Below are 26,001 nucleotides of genomic sequence, written 5' to 3'. Positions count from 1 at the left end.
AGCAGCTCTCAGGCGCTCAGAGCCTTCCGGTCCCGCAGCAGGGAAGCCAGCGCCGAGGCGAACTCCACCGGATCCACCGGATGGGTCACCGCGGCCTCCGCCCGGCTCCACGTCGCCAGCCACGCGTCCTGCGGCCGCCCGATCAGCAACAGCACCGGCGGGCAGTCGAACACCTCGTCCTTGATCTGCCGGCAGAGCCCCATGCCGCCCATCGGCACGGCCTCCCCGTCCAGCACACAGACGTCGATCCCGCCCTTGTCCAGCTCCTTCACCACCGCCGCAGGCGTGGCGCACTCCAGGAACTCGACCAACGGGACGTCGGGAGCCGGTCGACGGCCCGCCGCGAGCCGTACCTGCTCGCGGGTGTTGGAATCGTCGCTGTAGACCAGCACCGTGGCGGTCGGCTGCATTGTTCCTCCGTGACGTCAGCGTCGTAAGGACAGGCCCGTTGGGCCGGATGCTACTCCCTTGAACACCACGTCAACACCGGTATGAAGCAGGGAGACACTCCGAACGGCACCCCCCGGGGTGAGGGCGGGATAAGCGACCGACATAATGTCGGTCGTGGCGACAGCAACGACAGTAGACACCGGGCACGCGCACCCGTCGGTCAACCGACCGAACCTCACCAGCGTCGGAACGATCATCTGGCTGAGTTCCGAGCTGATGTTCTTCGCGGCCCTCTTCGCGATGTACTTCACCCTGCGATCGGTGACGGGTCCTGATCACTGGAAAGAGATGGCGCACGCCCTGAACGTTCCGTTCTCGGCGACGAACACCACGATCCTGGTGCTCTCTTCCCTCACCTGCCAGCTCGGCGTCTTCGCCGCCGAGCGAGGTGACGTGAAGAAGCTCCGGGGCTGGTTCATCATCACCTTCATCATGGGTGCGATCTTCATCGGCGGTCAGATCTACGAGTACACCGAGCTGGTGAAGAAGGACGGGATCTCCCTCTCGTCCGATCCGTACGGGTCGGTCTTCTACCTGACCACCGGCTTCCACGGTCTGCACGTGACAGGCGGCCTCATCGCCTTCCTGTTCGTCCTCGGCCGTACGTACGCGGCGAAGCGGTTCACCCACGAACAGGCGACCGCGGCCATCGTCGTGTCCTACTACTGGCACTTCGTCGATGTCGTCTGGATCGGCCTCTTCGCCACGATCTACCTGATCAAGTAGCCGGGCCCGCTCCCGACATCGCAAGCATCGACGCAGAAGATCCTGACACCGGGGTAATCCGTGAAAAAGCTCTCCGCACGACGACGCCACCCGCTGGCAGCGCTCGTCGTCCTACTCCTCGCGCTGGCATGCACCGGGGGGCTGTACGCCGTGTTCGCACCCGCGAGCAAGGCGCAGGCAGATGAAACCGCCCAGTCCCTGGCCATCGACGAGGGCAAGAAGCTCTTCGCCGTAGGCTGCGCCAGTTGCCACGGCGCCGGCGGTCAGGGATCCTCCGACGGTCCGAGCCTCGTGGGCGTGGGCGCCGCGGCCGTCGACTTCCAGGTCGGCACCGGCCGTATGCCGGCCCAGCAGCCTGGCGCGCAGGTCCCGAAGAAGAAGGTCATCTACACGCAGGCCGAGATCGACCAGCTGGCCGCGTACATCTCCTCGCTGGGCGCGGGTCCGAGCATCCCGACGGAGGCGCAGTACGGCCCCGACGGTGCCGACATCGCCAAGGGCGGCGAGCTGTTCCGTGACAACTGCACGCAGTGCCACAACTTCACCGGCAAGGGCGGCGCGCTGACGCACGGCAAGTTCGCGCCGAGCCTCGAGGGCGTCGACCCGAAGCACATCTACGAGGCCATGCAGACCGGCCCGCAGAACATGCCGTCGTTCCCCGACACCACGCTGTCGGAGCAGAACAAGAAGGACATCATCGCGTACCTGAACGCGGTCAACGGCGACGACACCGTGAGCCCCGGCGGCCTTGAGCTGGGCGGTCTCGGCCCGGTCTCCGAAGGCCTGTTCGCCTGGATCTTCGGCCTCGGCGCGCTGATCGCGGTCGCCGTCTGGGTCGCCGCTCGGACCGCAAAGGCCAAGAAGTCATGAGTAGCCAAGACATTCCAGAAGAGAACCTGCCCGCAGAGCAGGACGCGCACGGCGCGGTAGGCGTCGCGGACGAGAAGAACCCCTTCGCGGACCCCGGTCTCCCGCCTCACGAGCACCGGGTGCAGGACATCGACGAGCGGGCCGCCAGGCGGTCCGAGCGCACGGTGGCCATGCTGTTCACGGTGTCGATGCTGGCCACCGTCGGGTTCATCGCCTCGTACGTGGGCATCCCCCACGACAAGTCGATCTTCGTCTTCCCGATCGGACACATCAACGCGCTGAACTTCGCGCTGGGCCTGACCCTCGGTCTCGCCCTCTTCGCGATCGGCGCGGGTGCGGTCCACTGGGCCCGCACCCTGATGTCCGACGAGGAGATCGCCGACGAGCGCCACCCGATCGAGGCGTCCCCCGAGGTCCGCGCGAAGGTCCACGCGGACTTCAAGCAGGGCGCCAAGGAGTCGGCGCTCGGCCGTCGCAAGCTGATCCGCAACACGATGTTCGGCGCGCTGGCCCTGTTCCCGCTCTCCGGCGTCATGCTGCTGCGCGACCTCGGCCCGCTGCCCGGCACCAAGCTCCGCCACACCATGTGGCGCAAGGGCCTCCAGCTCGTCAACATGAACACCAACGAGCCGCTGCGTCCCTCCGACGTCGCGGTCGGCTCGCTGACCTTCGCCAAGCCCGAGGGCCTGGAGGAGCACGACGAGGAGTTCCAGACCGAGATCGCCAAGGCCGCCCTGATGATCGTCCGCATCCAGCCGGACAACATCAAGGACAAGCGCGAGCTCGAGTGGTCGCACGAGGGGATCGTCGCGTACTCGAAGATCTGCACCCACGTGGGTTGCCCGATCTCCCTGTACGAGCAGCAGACGCACCACGTGCTCTGCCCCTGCCACCAGTCCACCTTCGACCTCTCCGACGGTGCCCGGGTGATCTTCGGCCCCGCCGGTCACGCCCTGCCGCAGCTGCGCATCGGCGTGAACGACCAGGGTTACCTCGAAGCGCTCGGCGACTTCGACGAGCCTGTCGGTCCTGCATTCTGGGAGCGCGGATGAGCACAAACGAGAGCACCGCGGCCAACGGGGCGCGGCGCGACAAGGCACCGGCGGGCGAGCGCGTCGCCGACTGGGCCGACGGCCGCCTGGGGATCTACTCCCTGGCCAAGGCCAACATGCGCAAGATCTTCCCCGACCACTGGTCGTTCATGCTGGGTGAGATCTGCCTCTACAGCTTCATCATCATCATCCTCACGGGTGTGTACCTGACGCTGTTCTTCCACCCGTCGATGAACGAGGTGGAGTACCACGGCAGCTACGTCCCGCTGCAGGGCCAGCTGATGTCCGAGGCGTTCAACTCGACCATGCACATCTCCTTCGATGTGCGCGGTGGTCTGCTGATCCGGCAGATCCACCACTGGGCGGCGCTGATCTTCCTCGCCGGCATGTTCGTGCACATGATGCGCGTGTTCTTCACGGGCGCGTTCCGCAAGCCGCGTGAGGTCAACTGGCTGTTCGGCTTCCTGCTGTTCGTCCTGGGCATGTTCACCGGCTTCACCGGCTACTCGCTCCCGGACGACCTGCTGTCCGGCACCGGTGTCCGCTTCATGGAGGGCGCGATCCTGTCCGTGCCGATCGTCGGCACGTACCTGTCGTTCTTCCTCTTCGGCGGCGAGTTCCCGGGCGGCGACTTCGTGGCCCGCTTCTACTCGATCCACGTGCTGCTGCTGCCGGGCATCATGCTCGGCCTGGTCGTCGGCCACCTGATCCTGGTCTTCTACCACAAGCACACGCAGTTCGCGGGCCCCGGAAAGACAAACAACAACGTCGTCGGCATGCCGCTGCTGCCGGTCTACATGGCCAAGGCCGGAGGCTTCTTCTTCCTGGTCTTCGGTGTCATCGCGGCCATCGCGGCGATCGCCTCGATCAACCCGATCTGGTCGATGGGCCCCTACCGTCCCGACCAGGTGTCCACGGGCGCCCAGCCGGACTGGTACATGGGCTTCTCCGAGGGCCTGATCCGTGTCATGCCGGGCTGGGAGATCAACTTCTGGGGCCACACGCTCGTCCTGGGTGTGTTCATCCCGCTGGTGATCTTCCCGCTGGTCCTGGTCGCGATCGCGGTCTACCCGTTCATCGAGTCCTGGGTCACCGGCGACAAGCGCGAGCACCACATCCTGGACCGCCCGCGCAACGCGCCGACGCGTACCGCCTTCGGCGTCGCGTGGATCACCTGGTACATGGTGCTGCTGATCGGTGGTGGAAACGACCTGTGGGCCACCCACTTCCACCTGTCGATCAACGCCATCACCTGGTTCGTCCGGGTCGCGTTCTTCGTCGCCCCGGTCCTCGCGTTCATCGCCACCAAGCGGATCTGCCTCGGCCTCCAGCGCCGCGACAAGGACAAGGTGCTGCACGGCCGCGAGTCCGGCATCATCAAGCGCCTGCCGCACGGTGAGTTCATCGAGGTGCACGAGCCGCTCAGCCAGGAGCAGCTGCACACGCTCACGGCGCACGAGCAGTACGAGCCGGCCGCGATCGGTGCCACGGTCGACGAGAACGGCGTCGAGCGCAAGGTGAAGGGCTCCGAGAAGCTGCGCGCCAAGCTGAGCGAGGCGTACTACGGCGAAGAGGCCCAGATCCCCAAGCCCACCGTCGAGGAGTACAAGGAGATCACGAGCGGCCACGGCCACCACTGATCGCTGCGCTCGCCACGCGCGATGAAGGGCCCCGTCCGAACACCGGACGGGGCCCTTTGCCGTGCCCCGGGCTGGATAGGGTGGGAGCACATTGTTCTACGACATCTGGAGCGGCCCCATGAGCGCTGTGACCCCCGCTGGAGGCAACACCGCGGCGGGCCGTTCCTGGCCCGCTCTGCTCAACGGCCTGCTGGAGGGCCGTGACCTGTCCGCCGACGACACCGCCTGGGCGATGGACCTGATCATGCGCGGCGAGGCCACGGACGCGCAGATCGCCGGGTTCGCGGTGGCGTTGCGCGCCAAGGGCGAGACCGTCCAGGAGATCACCGGGCTCGTCCGGACGATGTACGAGCACGCGAACGTCATCGAGGTGCCGGGCCGGACCGTCGACATCGTCGGCACGGGCGGCGACGGGGCGAAGACGGTGAACATCTCCACGATGTCGGCGATCGTCATCGCCGGCACGGGTGCGAAGGTCGTCAAGCACGGCAACCGGGCCGCCTCCTCCGCGTCCGGCGCCTCGGACGTCCTGGAAAAGCTCGGCGTCAATCTGGAGCTGACGCCGAAGCGGGTGGCCGAGGTGGCCGAGGAGGCCGGGATCACCTTCTGCTTCGCGATCAAGTTCCATCCGGCGCTGCGTCATGTGGCTGCCGCGCGAGGGCAGTTGGGGATCCGGACCACCTTCAACGCGCTCGGTCCGCTGACCAACCCGGCCAAGGTGAAGGCGCAGGCCGTGGGCGTCGCCGACCCCCGCCTGGCACCGCTCATCGCCGGCGTCCTGGCCGAGCGGGGCAACTCCTCCCTCGTCTTCCGCGGCGACGACGGCTTCGACGAGCTGACCACGACGTCCACGTCCCGGGTGTGGGTCGTGCGCGACGGCAAGGTCACCGAGGAGAGCTTCGACCCGAGGGACGTCGGCATCGAGCTGGTCCCGGTGGAGGCGCTGCGGGGCGCGGACCCGTCGTACAACGCGGAGGTCGCGCGGCGGCTGCTGGACGGCGAGACGGGCCCGGTCCGGGACGCCGTACTGCTGAACTCGGCGGCGGCGCTGGTGGCGCTCGACCCGGGTTCGGGGACGCTGGCCGAGCAGATCGGCGCCGCCATGACGAAGGCCGCCGAGTCGATCGACTCCGGGTCCGCCAAGCGCACGCTGGACCGCTGGGTGGCCGCGAGCCACGCGTAGCAGGCACTGCGGTCCCGTAATCCGGACACGGGTTGCGGGACCGCGATCACTTCACGTACGTTCCTGTACCAGGTCATGAGTGACAGTCATGAGGCCCCGGCCGACTGTCCGGCAACCCTCCGTCCGTGGCGGGGTGCCCCGGGTGAAGACCAGGCCGTAGGCAGCGAGGTCTACGGCAAGCGCGGGCCCCTCTCGAAACCCAGGGGTCCTGGTCATTCGAGGGAGTCTTCCGTGAGCAAGCGAATGCGATAGGGCGCCGAGCCCCGCCTCCGCACACCCATCTCACCTTTCTTTTCACGGGAGTCCCCATGTCTGTCTCCACCGCTGCCTCCGCCCAGACCATTTGTGCCCAGCTGCCCGTTCTGGGGCGAGATGTCACCGTCCCGCTCGTCACCGGCGGCGAGGTCACCTACGCGGCCCTCGACTACGCGGCCAGCGCCCCCGCCCTCCAGCGGGTCTGGGACGACGTGGCGGCCTACGCGCCCTACTACGGCAGCGTGCACCGCGGTGCCGGCTACCTCTCGCAGCTGTCGACCGACCTGTTCGAGAACGCCCGCAGGACCGTCACCGAGTTCCTCGACTGCCGGGACGACGACCAGCTGGTCTTCACCCGGTCGACCACCGACTCGCTCAACCTCCTCGCCGCCGCCCTCCCCGCCGACTGCCAGGTCTTCGTCTTCGAGACCGAGCACCACGCCTCGCTGCTGCCGTGGAAGGACGCCCGGGTCACCTACCTCGACGCCCCGCGCACCCCGCGGCAGGCCGTCGAGACGCTGGAGAGGGCCCTCGCCGACCGGGACCCCCAGGGCCCGGCCCTGGTGTGCGTCACCGGCGCCTCCAACGTCACCGGTGAGCTGTGGCCCGTACGGGAGCTTGCGGCAGCCGCTCACTCCCACGGCGCCCGCATCGTGCTCGACGCGGCCCAGCTGGCCCCGCACCACCCGTTGAGCGTCCGTGACCTCGACGTCGACTGGGTCGCCTTCTCCGGCCACAAGCTCTACGCCCCCTTCGGCTCCGGAGTCCTGGCCGGCCGGGCCGACTGGCTCCGGGCCGCCGACCCCTACCTCGCGGGCGGTGGCGCCAGCCGCAAGGTCACCCGGCGCGAGGACGGGGGAGTGGACGTGGAGTGGCACGAGAGCGCCGCCCGCCACGAGGCCGGCTCGCCGAACGTCATCGGCGCCTACTCCATCGCCTCCGCCTGCCGGGCCCTCACCGAGGCCGGCTTCGACACCCTGGTCGCCCGCGAGCAGCACCTGATCGAGAAGGTGCGGGCGGGCCTCGCCGAGGTCCCCGAGGTCCGCGTCCTGTCCCTCTTCGGTGACGACGCCCCCCGTGTCGGCGTGATCTCCTTCGTGGTCGAGGGCTGGAACAGCTCCCACTTCGCCGCCGCCCTCTCCGCCGAGTACGGCATCGGCGTCCGCGACGGCCTCTTCTGCGCCCACCCCCTCGTCCGCACCCTCCTCGGCAGCGACCCGCAGTCCCAGGGCGAGTGCGGTGCCCCCGAGGCCGCGCCCGGCGAGAAGTCCCTCAACGCGATCCGGGTGAGCTTCGGCGCGGGCACACCGGACGAGCATGTGGAGCGGTTCGTGCGGGCCGTGAAGGAACTGGTCGCGGACGGCGCGAAGTGGACGTACCGCACCGAGGACGGCCGTTGCGTCCCGGCCGTCTGACGTACTGACGTCCGGCGCGCGTATACGCTCCCCCTCAGCAGCCGTACGGAAAGCAGGGGGAGCACGGGGTGCAGGAGCTGCGCGAGACGGACCCGCGGACCATCGGGCCCTACGAGGTCCTGGGCAGACTCGGGTCCGGCGGCATGGGCGAGGTGTATCTGGCCGAGGCGCGGGGCGGGCTGCGGCTGGCCGTGAAGGTCGTACGGGCCGAGCACGCCGAGGACCGCACCTTCCGCGCCCGGTTCCGGCACGAGGTGCGGGCCGCACAGACCGTCGGAGGGACGGGCACGTACACCGCGCGGGTCGTGGACGCGGACACCGAGGCCGCGCGGCCGTGGATGGCGACCGAGTTCGTGGCGGGGCCCAACCTGCGGGACGCGGTGCTCGACCGGGGACCGTTGCCCGCGGACGCGGTACGGCTGCTGGCGGCCGCGCTCGCCGAGGCGCTCGCCGCGATCCACGCCAAGGGGCTGGTGCACCGGGACCTCAAGCCCTCCAACATCCTGCTCTCGCCGGACGGGCCCAGGGTCATCGACTTCGGGATCGTCAGGGCTCTGGAGGGCACGGCACTGACCCGGACCGGCGTGGTCGTCGGGTCGGTCGGCTATCTCTCGCCCGAGCAGATCCGCAACGGCGCCCAGGTGGTACCGGCCAGTGACGTCTTCTCCCTGGGCGCGGTCCTCGCGTACGCGTCCGGCGGCAAGGAACCGTTCGGCGAGGGGCAGGATTCGGTCGTTCTGCTGCGGATCCTGACCGGGGACGTCGACCTGTCCGCCGTACCGGAGGAACAGCTGCCGCTGGTGGAGGCGTGTCTGCGGGACGACCCCGGCGCGCGGCCGACGCCCGCGGAGCTGGTCGCGGCCGCGGGGCACACCGCGGGATCGCTGCGCGAGGGACTGCGGGCGGGGTGGTACGGCCCCGGCACCGTGAAGGAGCCGGAGGCCGCGCAGGGTGGTGCGCGCTGGGTTCCCGGGCACGACTCGGGGGAGCGGGAGAGCCGGGTCGAGTACGTGGCGCCGGTGACCGTCACGGACGTCCCCGCGGCCACCCGTGTCCCACCGACGCCCGCTCCACCCTCCCGGCGGCGGCTGCTGCGGGCCGCGGTGGGCGGTGCCGGGGTCGTGGCGGCCGGCGGTGTGGGCGGGTGGCTGTGGCTGCGGGACTCCTCGGACGGATCCGCGAAGGGCGAGACGGTGGCCGGGGCGAGCGGTGCGGGGTCCGTGACGGGCACGCCCGCGACGGGCTGGCAGTACAAGGTCCAGGGGCTCGGCGGGCGGCGCGGCCCCTGCGCCGCCCTCTCGCCCGACGGCACACGGGTGTACGTCGGCGGCGCGGACGGCTCGCTGCACGCGCTGGACCTGGACGGGCGGACCGTCTGGCACACCGCACTGGGCGCCGAGGCCATGTCCCCGCTCGCCACCGCGCAGGGCGTGTACTGCCTGCTGGAGGACGACCAGGAGGGCGCCTCCAAGCTGTGCGCGCTCGGCCGGGGCGGCAAGGTCCGCTGGGCCAAGGCGTTCGCCGCGAACAGCCAGTTCCTGGTCACCGCGGGGCAACTGATCCTGGTGTCCTACGGCGACGGCTCGGAGGCGGGCGGGGTGCGGGCCTACGCCCCCGACGGCAGAGTGCGCTGGTCCACGCCGACCGGGCCGGCGCCCACCAGCGAGCCCCTGGTGGCGGACGGGGTGGTCTACGTCGGCACGTTCGGGGACCAGGTGCAGGCGCTGGACGCGAAGACCGGCAAGCGGCTCTGGGCGACGGCGGCCGGCCTCGACGCCGGGCGGCCCGCGCTGGTCGGCGACACGCTGGTGGTCGGATCGGGCGGCGAGCAGATGCTGCACGGCATCGGCCGCAAGGGCAAGCCGCTGTGGGACTCGACCAACGACAAGGTGTACGGCAGCCGCTACTTCACCTGCGTGCCCTTCGGCGGCCTGGGCGTCACCGCCTCCGACTACGAACTCGTCGCCCTGGACCCCGCCGACGGGTCGACGGTCTGGTCCTTCCGGTTCAACGACGAGGGAAGCCAGTACAGCAACCCGACGGTCTTCGGCGACACCGTCTACGTACGCCACGGCTCGACGCTCTACGGCGTCAACCGCAAGGGCAAGCAGACCTGGCAGAAGCGCGTCGAGGGCGGTGCCTCCGTCGGCAACCAGTCGCCGGTCGTCCGGAGCGGCCGCGTGTACGTGGCGACCGCCGACGGCATCACCGTGCTCGCGCTCGACTCCTAGGCCCTAGCCGTCGAGGCCGATCGCGAACGCGGCCTCCAGGTCGTGCTGGGAGTAGGTCCGGAACGCCACATGCGTGTCCGTTCCCTCCACGCCCGGGATCTTGCTGATGCTGCCGGGGATGACCTCGGCGAGGTCCTCGTGCTGCTTGACCCGGACCATGGCGATCAGGTCGTACGTGCCCGTGACGGAGAAGACCTCGCTCACGGACTCCAGCGCGGCGATCCGCTCCGCGATCTCGGGGATCCGGTCCACGCTGGTCTTGATGAGGACGATCGCGGTGATCACGGCTGGTTCTCTCCCTCGGGGGACGGAGCTGGGGCGGACTTCACTCTAGTGGTACGGCCGAAGCGCACCCACGCGAAGACCAGGCCCAGTCCGAAGCCCACCAGGTGGGCCAGATAGGCCACCCCGGGGCCGTCGGAGGCACGGCCCGCCGCCAGCCACTGCAGGGCCGCCCAGAAGGGGAGGACGACCCAGGCCGGGAAGCGCAGCGGGAGAAAGAAGAGGAACGGCAGGAGACTGGTCACCCGGGCCCCGGGGAACAGGAACAGCAACGCGCCGAGGACCGCCGAGATCGCCCCGGAGGCACCGACCAGGGACTGCTCGGAGTCGGCGTTGGCGGCCGCGTAGCCCAGCAGGGCGAGGTAGCCGCAGCCGACGTAGAAGAGGAGGAACTGCACCCGGCCCATCCGTTCCTCGGTCATCACCCCGAAGACGTAGAGGAAGAGCATGTTGCCCAGCAGGTGCACCCAGCTGCCGTGCACGAACAGCGCGGTGGCCGGGGTGAGAGCCGCACCGGGGGAGTCCGCGAAGAGCTCGGCGGGGACCACGCCCCAGCGGTGGAAGTAGGCCCGCTGAGCGGCCAGGGCCGCGTCCCCGGAGCCGTATGCCGGATCGAGACCCGAGGCGGGGCCGACCAGGAAGATCAGACAGCACAGGGCGATCAGGCCGTAGGTGACCGGTGCCGGCCCCCACAGCGACCTTTTCGCTCCACCGACCGTCACCCTCCAGTTACTGATCACGAACACAGAGCATGGCGTAACGGGACGCAACCGCACAGACCGCCTCGCCGTCGGACAGGTGCTGTGGACGCCCGAGCGGCGAGTACCCGCCAGGCCTTAGGGTTACGAGCCACACGCACCGGGCCGCCGGTGTGTCACGGACAATGGCTAGTAGGAAAGAGCACAGTCACGATGACGGTTCCCCTCCCGACCGCCTCGACGCGGTGGCGCTGCACGCTCTGCGGCAACCTCACGCGCTTCGACGTGACCCGCTCGTCGAAGGTCGTCGAGTACGTCCACCTCGACCTGGCCGGAGAGCCGAAGGTCGAGGAGCGCGAGGTGGTCAGTGAGACCATCGAGTCGGTGCGGTGCCGCTGGTGCAACGCCGTGGACCAGGTGGAACTCGTGGACAGGCCGGGCGCCGACTCCTGAGAGAGCCGGCCCCGCACAGTGATGGGGTGTGACGGATGGTGGAGACACAAGGCGGGGAGCCGGGCGACGGCGCCGCCGAGGTGCTCGACCGTCCGCTGCCCGACGGGGTGCGGCGCAGGGTCGTGCACATCGTCTCGGAGGGCTTCGGCGGGCTGACCGTCGGTGAACTGCCCGCACAGCTCAGGCAGTACGCGCGCTTCGCGCCGAACCGGCGGGCCAAGTTCGCGGGCAACGCCATGGCGGCCGCGCTCGAGACCGATCCGCTGTTCCGCCAGCGGATCGGGGAGAAGTTCAGAGAGGCCCAGCCGGAGCTGGCCGGCGCGCTGGACTCAGGTGCGCCGCCCCCGGCCGCGGATCCGCTGGATGTGGCGGCCGCGGCCTATGTTCTGCGGCCGACCGGCTGGGTCAAGCTGGTCACCGCGGCCGGCGAGGAGGCCCTGCGGGCGGACGCCGAGCGCGCCGACGAGGAGAGCCGTGCCGAGCTGGAGCGGCTGCGCGAGGAGCTCACGGCCGCTCGCGACCAGACGCGCGCCGAGACCGAGCGGCTGCGCACCGAGCTGGAGTCCGCCAAGAAGCAAGCCGAATCGCTTCACCGCAAACTGCGCGCGGCACACAGTGACGTCAAGCGCGGCGAGGCGGCCCTGCGCAAGCTGCAGGCCGAGATGGAGACCGTACGCACCGAGGGGCAGGCCCAGCTGTCCGCCGCCGAGAGCGAGTCCCGGCGCCTGAAGGCTCGCCTCGGGGAGTCGGAGGCCGCTCTGGAGGCCACGCGCAGAGCGGCGCGGGAGGGGCGCAGTGTCGAGGACATGCGCGTGCGTCTGCTTCTGGACACCGTTCTGGACGCGGCCCAGGGGCTGCGGCGGGAGCTGGCGTTGCCGCCGGTCTCCGTGCGGCCCGCCGAGACGGTGGACGCGGTCGAACCGGGACGAATGACCCCGAAGGACATCGCCGCGCGGGCCCTGTCCGAGAACGACCCCGCGATCCTGGACCAGCTTCTGGCCCTGCCGCAGGCGCACTTGGTGGTCGACGGCTACAACGTCACCAAGACCGGCTATCCCCAGATGCCGCTGGAGAAGCAGCGTCTGAGGCTCCTGGGGCAGCTCTCCCAGCTCGCCGCGCAGACCGGGGCAGAGGTGACCTGTGTGTTCGACGGGGCCGAGCTGGCCGCGCCCGTGCTGCTCGCGCCGCCGCGCGGGGTGCGGGTGCTGTTCTCCAAGGCGGGTGTCACCGCCGACGAGTTGATCCGCCAGCTGGTGCGCGCCGAGCCGCCCGGGCGGCCGGTGATCGTCGCCTCGACCGACCGCGAGGTCGCCGACGGCATCGCCAAGGCGGGGGCGCGGCCGGTCGCTTCCGCGGTGCTTCTGAAGCGGCTGTCCTAAACATCAAAGTCCAGGCTGAATGACCGAATTAGCCGTATCGTCACGCAACGTAGTGTCAAGTTGGCGTCACCGCATGTGAGTTATGTGCAAAGAATGCAGGGCGTGACGAGATTTTGCTCCTGAGGATTTGAACTGATCACGGGAAGGTCACTAAGGTCTGGGCTCGAACCTCCGAGCGGGTGATCACTCAAAAGAAGGAGTTCACCTCCGTGGCGTCCCACCGTCGACCCAAGCAGCCGAGCCGTACGCGCGTGACCGTGCTCACGACCGCAGCCGCTGCCGCCGTGGCCCTCAGTGCCAATGCCGCCAACGCCGCGCCGAGCGAGAAGCCGAGCAAGGACGAGGTCAAGGCGAAGGTCGACGCCCTCTACGAGCAGGCCGAGCAGGCCACCGAGAAGCTCAACGGCGCCAAGGAGAAGCAGGAGAAGCTCCAGAAGGAGATCTCCACCATCCAGGACAACGTGGCCCGCGGCCAGGACGACCTGAACGAACTGCGGGACTCCATAGGCCTCGCCGCCGCCGCGCAGTACCGCAGCGGCACCATCGACTCCTCGCTCCAGCTCTTCCTGTCCTCCAACCCGGAGGACTACCTGGACAAGGCGTCCACCGCGGACCAGCTCAGCTCCCAGCAGGTCGAGGCGCTGAAGAAGATCCAGGAGAAGCAGCGCGAGCTGGCCCAGGACCGCGCCGAGGCCTCCGAGAAGCTCAAGGACCTCTCGAGCACCCGCACCGAACTGGCCAAGCAGAAGAAGGCCGTTCAGGGCAAGCTCGCCGAGGCGCAGAAGCTCCTCAACACGCTGACGGCCGCAGAGAAGGCCGCCCTCGCCGCCGCCGACGCCCGCGCCAGCCGCTCCGCGAGCGAGCGCGTGGACCTCGGTGACGCCCCCGCCTCCTCCGCCCGGGCCCAGGCGGCCTTCAACGCCGCCCAGACCCAGCTCGGCAAGCCGTACGTCTACGGCGCCACCGGCACCGCCTCCTACGACTGCTCGGGCCTGACCTCCTGGGCCTACGCCCAGGCCGGCATCACCATCCCGCGCACCTCCCAGGCCCAGGCCAACGCCGGCACGCGCATCTACAGCATGAGCGACCTCAAGGTCGGCGACCTGGTCATCTTCTACGGCGACCTGCACCACGTCGCCCTGTACGCGGGCAACGGCCAGGTCATCCACGCCCCGCGCACCGGCACGGTCGTGCGCTACGAGTCGATCAACAACATGCCGTTCCAGTTCGGCGTGCGGATCTGAGCCTCCCGACTGCTCAAGATCGCGACAACTCGCCGTCCGTTCGGGCGAATCGCGACAAGCACAACTGACTCCACACCCCGCCCATGACCTGCGTCATAGGCGGGGTGTCACGTTGTGTGCCCACGGAGGTCGTTGGATACGCCCCCGCCGCGGGGCTACTGTCGGCCGCGTTTCCCCCTCGCCGGGGAACGTCTCTGTCCGCCAGTGGAAGGAGCGCGGCTTCCCGTGGGGTCCCATCGCCGCCTTGTCCAGACGTCCGGGTTCAACCGGGGCGCCGGTGCCGCCCTGTGTGTGCTGTCCGCGGCGGCCGCCGCGCTCGGCGCCGTACCGGCCGTCGCCGCCCCGTCCGACGACACCCGGGCCGAGGTGGACCGTCTCTACGAGGAGGCAGAGCACGCCACCGAGGCCTACAACAAGGCCGACGAGCGCGCCGACTCGCTGCGCGAGGAGGTCGGAACCGCGCAGGACGGGATCGCGCGGCAGCAGGAGCGCATCAACTCCATGCGGGAGGCGCTCGGTTCGCTGGCCGGCGCCCAGTACCGCTCCGGCGGCCTCGACCCGTCCCTCGCGTTGCTGTTCTCCGACGACCCGGACGAGTACCTCGACAAGGCCGCCGTCCTCGACCGGATCAGCGCCCACCAGGCGGGTGAGCTCAAGGACCTCCAGGAGGCCATGCGCGAACTGACCCAGGAGCGCAGCGAAGCGGCACTCAAGCTCGGCGAACTGGAGAAGAGCCGCAAGGCCGTCGCCGCCCACAAGCGGACCGTCGAGAGGAAGCTCGCCAGGGCGCGCGAGCTGCTCAACTCCCTGCCGTCCGACGAACGCGCCGCCTACGACCGGGCCTCCCGCTCCGGCCGCTCGGAGATGCCCGACCTCTCGGGTGCGGTGGCGCCCTCGGGCCGGGCGGCCGCCGCGGTGTCCGCCGCGCAGTCGGCGATCGGCATGCCGTACGTGTGGGGCGCCAACGGGCCCACCGGTTTCGACTGTTCGGGCCTGACGCAGTGGGCCTACGCCCAGGCCGGCGTCGCCCTGCCCCGCACGTCCCAGGCCCAGCGCTACGCCGGCCGCCAGGTCCCGCTCTCCCAGGCGCGGCCCGGCGACCTGGTCACCTACCGGGGCGACGCCAGCCACGTCGGCATGTACGTCGGCAACGGTCAGGTCGTCCACGCCCCCTATCCCGGCGCCCCGGTGCGCTACGACCCGGTGGGCATGATGCCGGGGGCGACGGTCACACGCCCCTGACCGACGGCTCCGATACCCGTACGATCGGGAAACATGGCTGGTCGAAGGCGGGCGTCGAAACACGGTGTCGTGGTGCTGTGCCTGCTGTTGGCCTCCCTGGTGGCCTGCGGCGGGAGGCCGACGGCCGCCGACACCGCGAAGGCCGACGTGCAGCGCGTCCTCGACCGGAGGGCCACCGCCGTCCTCGACCGGGACAAGGCGGCCATCGCCGAGACAGGCACCGCGAGTTGGTTCGAGGACGTCAGCGCGGTACCGCTCGCCTCCTGGTCCTACAAGGTCACCGGCGTCCGCCGCAGCGGCTCCACCGCCACCGCCGACGCGGAACTGCGCTACCAGGTCCAGGGGTACGACAGCGCCCCCGTCGCCGTCGCCCGCACCCTGGACCTCTCCCTGGACGCGTCCGACCAGTGGTACGTCGTCGGTGAGAAGCCCGCCGAGAAGGCCCCGCAGCAGCTGTGGGACCAGGGCGAGGTGACCGTCGTCCGCGGAACGCACAGCCTGGTCCTCGGCGTCGGACAGTCCGGCGAGAGGCTGCACTCCTTCGCGGATCTGGCCGACCGCGCCGTGCCCGCGGTGTCGGACGCCTGGGGCACCGAGTGGTCCCGGCATGTCGTCGTGCTCGTACCGAGGTCCGTGGAGGGGATGGCGGGCCTGCTCGGCTCGCCCGCCTCCTCGTACCGCGGGATCGCGGCCGTCACCACCGGCGAGACCGGCGCCCCGGCGCAGGCGCCCGCGGACCGGATCATCGTCAACCCCGACGCGTACGGCCTCCTCGGCGCCGTGGGCGGGCAGGTCGTGCTCACCCACGAGACCACCCATGTCGCCACCCGCGCCGACACCACCGCCGCGACCCCGCTGTGGCTGTCGGAGGGGTACGCCGACTGGGTCGGTTACCGCGGCACCGGACGCACCCCGGCGGAGGCCGCACCGGAGCTGGGAGAGGCCGTCGCCGAGCGCCGGGTGCCGACGGTCCTGCCGTCCGACGCGGACTTCGGTTTCGCCGGCAGCGCGACCGCGCTCGCCAAGTCCTACGAGAGCGGCTGGATGGCCTGCCGGATGATCGCGGACCGGTGGGGCGAGGCCAAACTGGGTGCGTTCTACCGGGCCGTGGGCACGCACACGAAGCGGCCGGGGGCGGTGGAGGAGGCCATGGCGAAGGTGCTCGGCACCGACCTCAAGGCATTCACGGCCGAGTGGCGGGCGTATCTGCGGGCTCAGCTCGGCTGATCCAACTGCTCGATGGCCTCCGCCAGCCACGCCCGCTCGGCCTGGCCGGTCGCCCGCGCCACCCGCAGCATGCCCTGCCGGAACAGGTCGTCCGTCTCCTCCGCGCGCACCGGTTCGCCACCGTCGTAGAAGAAGCTGGCGGGCGTCCGGAGGAACTCCAGCCGCCGGCGCAGTACGGCTGCCTGCTCCCGCCGGTCCGGCAGGTGCCGCAGGAACGCGAGGACGGTGTTGAAACGGACCTGGTCGGTGATCTCGGCCTGTTTGGGGTGCCGCAGCCGCTCCAGCAGCTCCTCGCGTCCCAGACCGGTCAGCGACAGCGTCCGACGCGGGGCCGCGCTCGCGCCCGGCTCGGCCCGCTCGTCGAGCTTGCCCGCCTTGACGAGACGCGTGATCGCCGGATAGAGCGCGCCGTCGCTGACCGGGCGGACATGGCCGGTGAGCGCCTTGATGCGCTCCTTGAGCTCGTAGCCGTGCAGGGATTCTTCGGCGAGGAAGCCGAGGATCGACAGCTCCAGCACTGCATTCCTCCTTGCGGGGGTCGTGACCTCATGCTACCTCTTATCGAGCTACCTCTATTCGAGGTAGCTCGTATCGAGGGGGAACTCCGGATGAACAGCCACCGCCATCAACTCGTCGCGCTCGCCCGCCCCGTCTACCTCGGTCTGCTGGCCTCCGTCGCCGCCGGGATCATCAACACCGTGTGGGTCTCCCGGCTCGGCGGGTCCGCCGTCGCCGCCGTGGCCGTCGCGACCAACACCGAGAACGTGCTGCTCGGCGTGGCGCTCGTCTTCGCCTCCGGGACGACCGTGCTGGTGGCGCACGCCCGAGGCGCGCGGGATCCCGGCGGCGTGCGGGCGGCCGTGCGCGGTGGCGTGGCGCTGTGGGCGCTGGTCACCCCGGTGGTCGCCGTGGGCGGCTTCCTGCTGCGCGAGCCGCTGGCCCGGCTGGTGCTCGACGGCGGCCGGGCCGTGTCCCTGGCCACCGCCTACTTCACGATCTCGATGCCCGGCATCGCCGTCTTCTTCGCCCAGCAACTCGTCGACGGCATCCTCAAGGGCGCCGGCGACACCCGGACGCCCATGCGGCTCGCTCTCCTCGCGAACGGGCTGATCCTGGTGTGCGATCCGTTCCTGATCCACGGGTACGGCGTCCAGGGCGCCGCGGCCTCGACCGTGCTGTGCCGGGCCCTGACCCTCGGGGTGGGACTGCTCGCCGTGCGCCGGAACACACTGCTCCGGTCGTGCGGGGGTGTCCCGGCCGGTGTCCCGCTGCGGGCGACGCTGACCACCGGGCTGCCCATGGCCGCCGACTTCACCGTGCGCCAGGGCGGCGCGCTCGTCCTGGTGGCGATCGTGGCGCGGCTCGGGGTGACGGCGGTGGCCGCCTACTCCATCGCGTACAAGGTCATGTATGTGGCCACCATGGCCTTCTATGCCGTGCGGCAGGCCGCCTCCATCCACACCGCGCACCTGCGGGGCGCCGGGCGGGACGCGCGGCGGGCGATCGGGCGGGAGGCGGTGGTCGTGTCCGGCGCGGTGGGGCTCGTGGCGGCGGTGCTGCTCTTCGTGGCCGCCCCCTGGATCATGGCTGCCTTCGGCGCGGGCCCCGAAGTCGCCCACGACGGCGTGCTGTTCCTGCGCTGTGTCGGTCCGTACCTGCTGCTGATGGCGTGCTTCATCGCGCTCGGCGGGGTCTTCGAGGGCAGTGGACAGGCGCGGGTGCTGCTTCCGGTGACGCTGGTCGGCACGGCGGTCCAGCCGGCGCTGGCGTACGGCTGCACGGGCCTCGGACTGCCCGGTGTGTGCCTGGCGATGGCGCTGGCCATGGCCCTTCAGTGCGGGGTCGCGACGGTGCTGTTCCGGCGGACGCGCGCCGGAGTTCAGGACGAGGCGGAGGCCTCCTGGGCGGGAGCCTCGGCCTGATCCGGCACCGGGACCTCCGGGGCCGGTTTCGGGACCGTCGTCTTCCACAGCTCGCGCATGCCGATGACGGTGGCGAGGACCAGCAGGCCGTTGCGCGCGACCAGGAGGACGATGCCGCGCGGGGTGCTCCCGACGACGTCCGCGAACCAGATCGGGAACTCCAGGACCGTCACGAAGCACGCCATCAGCACCAGGACGGCCGGCACGCCCATCCGGCTCGCGCGAAAGCACAGACAGGCCGCCGCGAGACCGACCAGCCACACCATGTACTGCGGGCTGATCACGCGGCTGGTGGTGGTGAACATCAGCACCGCCACCAGCGCCGCGTCGGCAGCCGTGTGCGCCTCGAACCGGGTGGCCGCGAGCCGCCACAGCAGCAGCAGGCCGAAGGCCATACCGGTCAGCGCGAGCGCGGCCGTGCTGACCATGGTCACCCAGGGGCCGAGGAACTCGACCGAGCCGTAGTTGAGCAGGACCGAGCCGTTCCAGCCGTGGTGCCGGGCGATGTGGAAGACCAGCGAGCCCAGCGACTCCACCTCGGTGCCCCGCTCCCGCTGGAAGGTCAGGAAGGCGAAGGCCCCGGGCATCGCGACGGAGAACAGTCCGGCCACCACCACGACCGTCACCGCCGCCGAGGCCCAGACGCTCCGCCTGCGGATCCCGACGAGGATCAGGGCGGGCCACACCTTCAGCAGCGCCCCGAAGCCCACCAGCGCCCCGGCCACCTTCGGATGCCGGGCGGCCGCGAGGACCGCGGCAACGGCCACCGCGGTCACCATCACGTCGTAGCGGGAGTAGACGGTCGGGCCGAGCAGAGGTACGCCCGCCACCCACACCCAGGCTCCCCGCAGCCGCCGTCCCGGACGCAGGCCCGCGTACAGCAGCAGGAGGAGGGCCGCCAGGTCCGCGGCGAAGGCCATGAGGAAGAAGGCCTGCGTGTACTCCAGGAAGGGCAGCAGCGCGGGGGAGAGGATCGCGAGGGCGGCGGCGGGCGGATACTGCCAGGTCACGTCGGACTGCGGGAACGTTCCGGTGCGCAGGACGTCGTACCAGCCCTGGTAGATGACCGACACGTCACTGGTGACGTCCGGCCCGGGGAAGACGTACACCTTGAAGACGAACAGGAGCAGCAGCAGCCTGGTCGCGCCCCAGGTCAGCAGCAGCCACGTCAGGGACCGCCGCACGCCTGTCGTCTCCACGTGGTTCCCCGCCGTTCGCCGTCGCCCTGAAATGGTCGCTTGAGGAGAACATGATGTCCCGCTCTCCTGTGAGGGTGCCATAAGGGCGGCCGTCCCCGGCTGTGAGCTGCCGGTTCGGTAGGGTCGGCGGCGATGCACAAGACCCTGATCGTGACGAACGACTTCCCGCCCCGCCCGGGTGGCATCCAGGCCTTCCTGCACAACATGGCGCTCCGGCTCGACCCCGAGCGCCTGGTGGTCCACGCCTCCACCTGGAAGCGTAGCCGGGAGGGCATCGAGGCGACCGCCGCCTTCGACGCGGAGCAGCCCTTCACCGTCGTACGGGCTTCCACCACCATGCTGCTGCCGACGCCCGGGGCCACCCGCAGGGCCGTCGGTCTGCTGCGTGAGCACGGCTGTACGTCGGTCTGGTTCGGGGCGGCCGCGCCGCTGGGGCTGATGGCGCCGGCGCTCAGGAGGGCGGGTGCCGGGCGACTGGTGGCCACGACCCACGGGCACGAGGCCGGCTGGGCCCAACTGCCCGCCGCGCGGCAGCTGTTGGGCCGGATCGGGGAGTCGACCGACACCATCACCTACCTCGGCGAGTACACGCGCTCGCGGATCGCCGGCGCGCTGACGCCGCGGGCGGCCGGGCGGATGGTGCAGCTGCCGCCGGGCGTCGACGAGAAGACCTTCCATCCCGGGTCGGGCGGCGACGCCGTGCGGGCGCGGCTGGGCCTGACGGACCGGCCGGTGGTCGTGTGCGTGTCCCGGCTCGTGCCGCGCAAGGGACAGGACACGCTGATCCTCGCCATGCCGCGGATCCTCACGAAGGAGCCCGACGCCGTTCTGCTGATCGTCGGCGGCGGGCCCTACGAGAAGGAGCTGCGCAGGCTCGCCCACGAGACCGGTGTCGCCGACTCCGTGCGCTTCACCGGAGCCGTGCCCTGGGCCGAGCTGCCCGCCCACTACGGCGCCGGGGACGTCTTCGCGATGCCGTGCCGGACCCGCCGGGGCGGGCTCGACGTCGAGGGGCTCGGGATCGTCTACCTGGAGGCCTCCGCGACCGGCCTGCCCGTCGTCGCAGGAGACTCCGGAGGTGCCCCGGACGCGGTCCTCGACGGCGAGACCGGCTGGGTCGTGCGCGGCGGATCGGCCGAGGAGACCGCCGAGCGGATCGTCGTCCTCCTCGGCGACGCGGAACTGCGGAGGCGCATGGGGGAGCGGGGACGGGAGTGGGTCGAGGAGAAGTGGCGATGGGATTTGTTGGCGGAAAAGTTGAAGGCGTTGCTATAGCCGGAGGCCAATAATCCGCCGATGCTGCGCGCATGACAGCAAAACTGATACAGCGTCAGCTGACTAGACGTCAGATCCTTGGTATGGCCGCCCTCCAGACGGCGGCCACTCTCGGCTTCACCCGTGTCGGGCTCCAGTCGGCCCGCGCGGACGAGCCCGTCGCGGTCGAGTCCGCCCCCGCCATCGTCGTCGGCTCCGGCTACGGCGCCTCCGTCGCCGCCCTCCGACTCGGCCAGGCCGGCATCCGCACCCTCGTCCTCGAGATGGGCCGGCTGTGGAACACCGCCGGCCCCGACGGCAAGGTCTTCTGCAACACCGCCAACCCCGACCAGCGCTCCATGTGGTTCCGCACCCGCACCGAGGCGCCGCTGGCCACCTTCCTGTGGCTGGACGTCGTCAACAAGGACATCAACCCCTACCCCGGCGTCCTGGACCGCGTCCGCTTCTCCAACATGTCCGTGTTCGTGGGCCGCGGGGTCGGCGGCGGCTCCCTGGTCAACGGCTCGATGGCGGTCACCCCGCGCCAGTCCTACTTCGCCGAGCAGTTCCCCGGCGTCGACACCGCGGAGATGTACAACACGTACTTCCCGCGCGCCCGCGCCATGCTCGGCGTCAACACCGTCGACCCGGCCTGGTTCGAGTCGACCGAGTGGTACCAGTTCAGCCGGGTCTCCCGGAAGCACGCCGGCAACACCGGCCTGAAGACCACCTTCGTGCCCAGCGTCTACGACTTCGGCTACATGCAGCGCGAGGCCGCCGGTACCGCCACCAAGTCCGCCCTCGGCCAGGAGGTCATCTACGGCAACAACCACGGCAAGAAGAGCCTCGACAAGACGTATCTGGCGTCCGCGCTCGGCACCGGCAACGTCACCATCCACACCATGGAGAAGGTCACCGGGATCAGCCGGGCGAGCGACGGCAGCTGGGTGCTGACCGCCGACCGTATCGACAACACCGGCGCGGTCGTCGAGACCAAGCAGTACGGCTGCACCTATCTGTTCCTCGGCGGCGGCAGCCTGGGCACGAGTGAACTCCTGCTCCGGTCGAAGCAGTCGGGGACCCTCCCGGCGCTGGACGCCAGCGTCGGGGCCGGCTGGGGCCCCAACGGCAACGTGATGCTCGGGCGGGCCAACCACCTGTGGGACACCGTCGGCGCCAACCAGTCGACCATGCCGGTCATGGGCATCGACGACTGGGCCAACACCGACAACCCCGTCTTCGCCGAGATCGCGCCTTTACCCACGGGACTCGAGCACTGGGTGAGCCTGTATCTGGCGATCACCAAGAACCCGCAGCGCGCGGCCTTCTCGTACTCGGGCGGCGCTTTGAACCTCAACTGGAGCGCCGCGCAGAGCTCGGTCTCCTCCGGCATGGCCAAGAAGCTCTTCGACCGGATCAACTCCGCCAACTCGACCATCTACCGGTACGACCTCTTCGGCTCCCCCAGCAGGGTCTTCGCCGACGACTTCACCTACCACCCGCTGGGCGGCTGCGTGCTGGGCAGGGCCACCGACAACTACGGCCGGGTGAAGGGCTATCCGAGGCTCTATGTCACCGACGGCTCACTGATCCCCGGCAACATCGGGGTGAACCCGTTCGTCACCATCACCGCGCTCGCCGAACGCACGATGGCGCGGGTCCTCGCCGAGGACACCGCGCCATGACGCTCGCTCAACAGGCGTTCTACTTCGCGTAGATCGCCTCGATCTCGTCCGCGTAGTCCTTCGCCACCACATTGCGCTTCAGCTTCAGGGACGGCGTGAGGTGGCCCGTCTCCTCCGTGAACTGGGAGGACAGAATGCGGAACTTCCGCACCGATTCCGCCTTCGACACCGCGGCGTTGCCGTCGTCGATCGCGGCCTGGATCGCAGCGTTCAGGTCCGCGTCCCCGGCCAGCGACGCCGCGGTGGCACCCGCCGGCTTGCCGTGTTCGTCGGCCCAACGGCCCAGGAACTCCTCGTCGATGGTGATCAGCGCACCCACGAACGGCCGCCCGTCACCCACCACCATGCACTCCGCGACCAGCGCGTGCGCCCGGATACGGTCCTCGATCACGGCCGGCGCGACGTTCTTGCCGCCCGCGGTGACGATGATCTCCTTCTTGCGACCGGTGATCCTGAGGTAGCCGTCCTCGTCGAGGGTGCCGATGTCACCGGTGTGGAACCAGCCGTCGGTCAGCGCCTCGGCCGTGGCGGCCTCGTTGTTCCAGTAGCCCTTGAACAGGTGCTCGCCGTGCAGCAGCACCTCGCCGTCGTCCGCGATCCGGATCACCGAGCCCGGCAGCGGCTGACCGACCGTGCCGATCTTCGTGCGGTCCCAGGGGTTGAACGCGGTCGCGGCACAGGACTCGGTCAGGCCGTAGCCCTCCAGGACCGTGAAGCCGATGCCGCGGAAGAAGTGCCCCAGGCGCTCGCCGAGCGGGGCGCCACCGGAGATGGCGTACTCGCCCTTGCCGCCGAGGACCGCGCGCAGCTTGCTGTAGACCAGCTTGTCGAAGGTCTTGTACTTGATCTTCAGGCCCAGCGACGGACCTGACGGGGTGTCCAGGGCCTTGCTGTAGGCGATCGCCGTGTCGGCGGCCTTGTCGAAGATCTTGCCCTTGCCGTCCGCCTGCGCCTTGGCGCGCGCCGAGTTGTAGACCTTCTCGAAGACGCGCGGGACGCCCAGGATCAGCGTCGGCCGGAAGGACGCCAGCTCGTCGGTGAGGTTCTTGATGTCCGGGACCATGCCCAGCTTGATCGGTGCCATCATCGGCGCGATCTGCACGAGCCGGCCGAAGACGTGCGCGAGCGGCAGGAAGAGCAGTACCGAGCAGTCACCGGTGCGGAACAGCGGGCGCAGCCGCTCCACGATGTTGCCGCACTCCGCGAAGAAGCTGCGGTGGGTGAGCACACAGCCCTTGGGGCGGCCTGTGGTGCCGGAGGTGTAGACGATGGTCGCCGGGTCGTCGGCCTTCGCCAGCGAGCTGCGCTCCTCCACGGCCGCGTCGCTGATGTCCTTGCCGGCGCGGGCCAGTTCCTCGATCCCGCCGCCCTCGATCTGCCAGACGTGCTTGAGGGCGGGCAGCGAGTCGCGCACCGACTCGACGGCCGCGGTGTGACCGTCCAGCTCCACGATGCAGGCGGTCGCGCCCGAGTCACCGAGGATCCACTGGATCTGCTCCGGCGAACTGGTCTCGTACACCGGCACGGTGATCGCGCCCGCGCTCCAGATCGCGAAGTCGAGCAGCGTCCACTCGTAGCGGGTACGGGACATCAGGCCGACCCGGTCGCCCGGCTGGACGCCGGAGGCGATGAGCCCCTTGGCGGCGACGTGCACCTCGGCCAGGAACGCCGTGGCCGACACGTCCTGCCACTGACCGCCCACCTTGCGGGCGATGACGGCGACGTCGGGATGCTGCGCGGCGTTTCTGCGGACGATGTCGGTGAGATTGCCGTCCGCAGGGACCTCGTACAAAGCCGGAAGGCTGAACTCGCGCAAGACTGCTGCTCCTCATAGGGCGCCGGCGCCACGACGTTGTGTGATGCGACGGTCGGTCCAAGGCTCGGGCAGGTACTCAGGGTTTCAGTAATTGAAAGCTGAGCACGACTGGACTGCCCGGACGTTACCCGCCGGTATGGCTTCTTCGACAGGGGGTCCCGGCGAGATGTTCGCTGCGTCACACGGATTGGGGTTCTTCGCGCACAGTAGTCCACCTGCTTACTGACTGGCCAGTAACCGCAGGACCGGTCGGCTCTGTTCACGTATGCCGCACAGGCCTACTCTTGATCGTCATGGCACCCACACCGGCCGGAAACCGGAAGACGCGCGTACACGTGGTCAGCGATGTGCACGGCAACGCCCGTGACCTGGCCAGAGCCGGCGAGGGTGCCGACGCCCTGATCTGTCTGGGTGACCTCGTTCTCTTCCTCGACTACGCCGACCACTCGCGCGGGATCTTCCCCGACCTGTTCGGGACGGAGAACGCCGACCTGATCGTGGAACTGCGCACCGCCCGCCGTTTCGAGGAGGCGCGAGAGCTCGGAGCCCGGCTGTGGGACGGGATCGGCGCCGACCGGGCCTCCGTGATCGAGAAGGCGGTGCGCAAGCAGTACGCCGAGATGTTCGCCGCCTTCCCGACACCGACGTACGCGACCTACGGCAATGTCGACATGCCGCCTCTGTGGCCGGAGTACGCCGGACCCGGTACGACCGTGCTCGACGGCGAGCGGGCGGAGATCGGCGGCTGGACGTTCGGCTTCGTCGGCGGCGGTCTCAGGACGCCCATGCGGACGCCGTACGAGATCAGCGACGAGGAGTACGCGGCGAAGATCGAGGCGGTCGGTGAGGTGGACGTGCTGTGCACGCACATCCCGCCGGAGGTGCCGGAGCTGGTGTACGACACGGTGGCGCGGCGGTTCGAGCGGGGCAGCCGGGCGTTGCTGGACGCGATCCGCCGCACCCGGCCCCGGTACGCGCTGTTCGGTCACGTCCACCAGCCCCTGGTCCGGCGAATGCGGATCGGGGCGACCGAGTGCGTGAACGTGGGGCACTTCGCGGGGACCGGCAAGCCGTGGGCGCTGGAATGGTGAGTCCGGACGCGCGGTAGCCTTCACGCTGCACAGACGTGCGTACCACCCTTCCTCACCGGACCATTTCTGGAGGAGCCACGGCGATGGCGGAACACACCAGTTCGAGCATCACGATCGAAGCTGCGCCTGCCGACGTCATGGCGGTGATCGCGGACTTCGCCCGCTACCCGGACTGGACGGGCGAGGTGAAGCAGGCGGAGGTCCTCTCGACGGACGCGTCCGGCCGCGCCGAGCAGGTCCGGCTGGTCATGGACGCGGGCGCCATCAAGGACGACCAGGTCCTCGGCTACACATGGACCGGCGAGAACGAGGTCTCCTGGACGCTGGTGAAGTCCCAGATGCTGCGGCAGCTGGACGGTTCGTATGTGCTGAAGCCGGCGGGTGCGGGGGCGACGGAGGTCACGTATCTGCTGACGGTCGACGTCAAGATCCCGATGCTCGGCATGATCAAGCGCAAGGCGGAGAAGGTCATCATCGACCGGGCGCTGGCGGGGTTGAAGAAGCGGGTGGAGTCGGGGGAGTAGGGGTTCGCCGGTCGGCTGTCGGGTGCGGGTCCGTCGTGGCTGGTCGCGCCCACGCGGCGGAGCCGCACGTTGATACAGCCCCGCGCCCCCAAACACTCAGGGGCGCGGGGAACTGCGCGACCAGCCCCCACCGGCCCGCAGCCGCGAGACCGCACGGCCGGGC

Annotated in this window: 23 protein-coding genes and 1 riboswitch; of the genes, 17 read left to right on the top strand and 6 right to left on the bottom strand. The window is 70.1% G+C overall.

The features are described from left to right. Nucleotides 1–8 precede the first annotated feature (8 nt). Entirely contained in the window at nucleotides 9–410 is a 402-nt protein-coding gene (locus tag RNB18_RS11855) for a response regulator (protein ID WP_311714068.1), read from the bottom strand. A 145-nt stretch (nucleotides 411–555) separates the two neighbouring features. Here RNB18_RS11855 and ctaE point away from each other — a divergent pair, with 145 nt between their 5' ends. The 7 genes from ctaE (at nucleotide 556) to RNB18_RS11820 (ending at nucleotide 9,822) form a co-directional block, all read left to right on the top strand. Then, nucleotides 556–1,176: an aa3-type cytochrome oxidase subunit III gene (gene ctaE, locus RNB18_RS11850; protein WP_311714067.1), complete on the top strand. Its 621-nt coding sequence runs from the start codon at nucleotides 556–558 to the stop codon at nucleotides 1,174–1,176. A gap of 60 nt (nucleotides 1,177–1,236) precedes the next feature. Then, nucleotides 1,237–2,046, top strand: coding sequence for a cytochrome bc1 complex diheme cytochrome c subunit (gene qcrC / locus RNB18_RS11845; RefSeq protein WP_266525730.1), 810 nt, complete (start codon nucleotides 1,237–1,239; stop codon nucleotides 2,044–2,046). Further along, on the top strand, nucleotides 2,043–3,098 hold the full coding sequence (qcrA, locus tag RNB18_RS11840) for a cytochrome bc1 complex Rieske iron-sulfur subunit (RefSeq protein WP_311714066.1): 1,056 nt from the start codon (nucleotides 2,043–2,045) through the stop codon (nucleotides 3,096–3,098). Before qcrC ends, qcrA begins: the two co-directional genes overlap by 4 nt. Further along, entirely contained in the window at nucleotides 3,095–4,738 is a 1,644-nt protein-coding gene (qcrB, locus tag RNB18_RS11835; protein ID WP_311714065.1) for a cytochrome bc1 complex cytochrome b subunit, read from the top strand. The genes qcrA and qcrB overlap by 4 nt, the downstream gene beginning before the upstream one ends. Nucleotides 4,739–4,856: 118 nt before the next feature. Beyond that, complete coding sequence (gene trpD, locus RNB18_RS11830) at nucleotides 4,857–5,921, top strand: anthranilate phosphoribosyltransferase (protein ID WP_311714064.1); 1,065 nt, start codon at nucleotides 4,857–4,859, stop codon at nucleotides 5,919–5,921. A gap of 71 nt (nucleotides 5,922–5,992) precedes the next feature. Continuing rightward, a riboswitch (SAM riboswitch) is annotated at nucleotides 5,993–6,109 on the top strand. Between the two features lie 120 nt (nucleotides 6,110–6,229). Beyond that, complete coding sequence (locus tag RNB18_RS11825) at nucleotides 6,230–7,591, top strand: aminotransferase class V-fold PLP-dependent enzyme (RefSeq protein WP_311714063.1); 1,362 nt, start codon at nucleotides 6,230–6,232, stop codon at nucleotides 7,589–7,591. Between the two features lie 68 nt (nucleotides 7,592–7,659). Next, nucleotides 7,660–9,822 (top strand): protein kinase domain-containing protein, encoded by a 2,163-nt coding sequence (locus tag RNB18_RS11820; protein ID WP_311714062.1) that lies wholly within the window; start codon nucleotides 7,660–7,662, stop codon nucleotides 9,820–9,822. Between the two features lie 3 nt (nucleotides 9,823–9,825). Here the strand turns inward: RNB18_RS11820 and RNB18_RS11815 are convergent, their stop codons facing one another. Both RNB18_RS11815 and RNB18_RS11810 read right to left on the bottom strand, forming a co-directional pair. After that, nucleotides 9,826–10,107: an Lrp/AsnC family transcriptional regulator gene (locus tag RNB18_RS11815; RefSeq protein ID WP_057611794.1), complete on the bottom strand. Its 282-nt coding sequence runs from the start codon at nucleotides 10,105–10,107 to the stop codon at nucleotides 9,826–9,828. Then, on the bottom strand, nucleotides 10,104–10,844 hold the full coding sequence (locus RNB18_RS11810; protein WP_311714061.1) for a rhomboid family intramembrane serine protease: 741 nt from the start codon (nucleotides 10,842–10,844) through the stop codon (nucleotides 10,104–10,106). The genes RNB18_RS11815 and RNB18_RS11810 overlap by 4 nt, the downstream gene beginning before the upstream one ends. A gap of 171 nt (nucleotides 10,845–11,015) precedes the next feature. Between RNB18_RS11810 and RNB18_RS11805 the strand changes: the two genes are divergently transcribed. From RNB18_RS11805 to RNB18_RS11785, 5 genes are all read left to right on the top strand, one after another. Then, entirely contained in the window at nucleotides 11,016–11,255 is a 240-nt protein-coding gene (locus tag RNB18_RS11805) for a hypothetical protein (protein ID WP_020137397.1), read from the top strand. Between the two features lie 35 nt (nucleotides 11,256–11,290). Then, a complete protein-coding gene (locus RNB18_RS11800; RefSeq protein WP_311714060.1) occupies nucleotides 11,291–12,634 on the top strand; it encodes an NYN domain-containing protein in 1,344 nt (447 codons plus the stop codon). A gap of 209 nt (nucleotides 12,635–12,843) precedes the next feature. Further along, on the top strand, nucleotides 12,844–13,878 hold the full coding sequence (locus RNB18_RS11795) for a C40 family peptidase (protein WP_311714258.1): 1,035 nt from the start codon (nucleotides 12,844–12,846) through the stop codon (nucleotides 13,876–13,878). 225 nt (nucleotides 13,879–14,103) lie between these two features. Then, nucleotides 14,104–15,120, top strand: a complete 1,017-nt coding sequence (locus tag RNB18_RS11790; RefSeq protein ID WP_311714059.1) for a C40 family peptidase — start codon at nucleotides 14,104–14,106, stop codon at nucleotides 15,118–15,120. 33 nt (nucleotides 15,121–15,153) lie between these two features. Further along, nucleotides 15,154–16,347, top strand: a complete 1,194-nt coding sequence (locus RNB18_RS11785) for a hypothetical protein (protein ID WP_311714058.1) — start codon at nucleotides 15,154–15,156, stop codon at nucleotides 16,345–16,347. On the opposite strand, the gene RNB18_RS11780 is transcribed toward RNB18_RS11785, so the two are convergent. After that, entirely contained in the window at nucleotides 16,335–16,865 is a 531-nt protein-coding gene (locus tag RNB18_RS11780; RefSeq protein WP_311714057.1) for a PadR family transcriptional regulator, read from the bottom strand. The two genes, RNB18_RS11785 and RNB18_RS11780, sit on opposite strands and share 13 nt — an antisense overlap. A gap of 90 nt (nucleotides 16,866–16,955) precedes the next feature. Here RNB18_RS11780 and RNB18_RS11775 point away from each other — a divergent pair, with 90 nt between their 5' ends. Continuing rightward, nucleotides 16,956–18,269: an MATE family efflux transporter gene (locus RNB18_RS11775; protein WP_311714056.1), complete on the top strand. Its 1,314-nt coding sequence runs from the start codon at nucleotides 16,956–16,958 to the stop codon at nucleotides 18,267–18,269. Here the strand turns inward: RNB18_RS11775 and RNB18_RS11770 are convergent. After that, nucleotides 18,227–19,468 carry a glycosyltransferase 87 family protein gene (locus RNB18_RS11770; RefSeq protein ID WP_311714055.1) on the bottom strand — a complete coding sequence of 414 codons (1,242 nt, stop codon included), beginning with the start codon at nucleotides 19,466–19,468 and terminating at the stop codon, nucleotides 18,227–18,229. The two genes, RNB18_RS11775 and RNB18_RS11770, sit on opposite strands and share 43 nt — an antisense overlap. Before the next feature lie 132 nt (nucleotides 19,469–19,600). Here RNB18_RS11770 and RNB18_RS11765 point away from each other — a divergent pair, with 132 nt between their 5' ends. Continuing rightward, nucleotides 19,601–20,743, top strand: coding sequence for a glycosyltransferase family 4 protein (locus RNB18_RS11765; RefSeq protein ID WP_311714054.1), 1,143 nt, complete (start codon nucleotides 19,601–19,603; stop codon nucleotides 20,741–20,743). A 32-nt stretch (nucleotides 20,744–20,775) separates the two neighbouring features. Then, on the top strand, nucleotides 20,776–22,407 hold the full coding sequence (locus RNB18_RS11760; RefSeq protein ID WP_449657635.1) for a GMC oxidoreductase: 1,632 nt from the start codon (nucleotides 20,776–20,778) through the stop codon (nucleotides 22,405–22,407). Nucleotides 22,408–22,426: 19 nt separating this feature from the next. On the opposite strand, the gene RNB18_RS11755 is transcribed toward RNB18_RS11760, so the two are convergent. Beyond that, the gene (locus RNB18_RS11755) at nucleotides 22,427–24,223 is read right to left on the bottom strand and encodes an AMP-dependent synthetase/ligase (RefSeq protein WP_311714052.1); all 1,797 of its coding nucleotides are present in this window, start codon (nucleotides 24,221–24,223) and stop codon (nucleotides 22,427–22,429) included. A 335-nt stretch (nucleotides 24,224–24,558) separates the two neighbouring features. Between RNB18_RS11755 and RNB18_RS11750 the strand changes: the two genes are divergently transcribed. Together RNB18_RS11750 and RNB18_RS11745 are read left to right on the top strand one after the other, a co-directional pair. Next, on the top strand, nucleotides 24,559–25,314 hold the full coding sequence (locus tag RNB18_RS11750) for a metallophosphoesterase family protein (protein ID WP_311714257.1): 756 nt from the start codon (nucleotides 24,559–24,561) through the stop codon (nucleotides 25,312–25,314). An 83-nt stretch (nucleotides 25,315–25,397) separates the two neighbouring features. After that, nucleotides 25,398–25,838, top strand: a complete 441-nt coding sequence (locus tag RNB18_RS11745) for an SRPBCC family protein (protein WP_266525699.1) — start codon at nucleotides 25,398–25,400, stop codon at nucleotides 25,836–25,838. Nucleotides 25,839–26,001 lie beyond the last annotated feature (163 nt).

The sequence above is a fragment of the Streptomyces doebereineriae genome (assembly GCF_031845645.1).
Classification (GTDB): domain Bacteria; phylum Actinomycetota; class Actinomycetes; order Streptomycetales; family Streptomycetaceae; genus Streptomyces; species Streptomyces canus.
The sequence above is the reverse complement of the archived record's forward strand: the minus strand, read 5'-3'. Positions and strand labels throughout refer to the sequence as shown.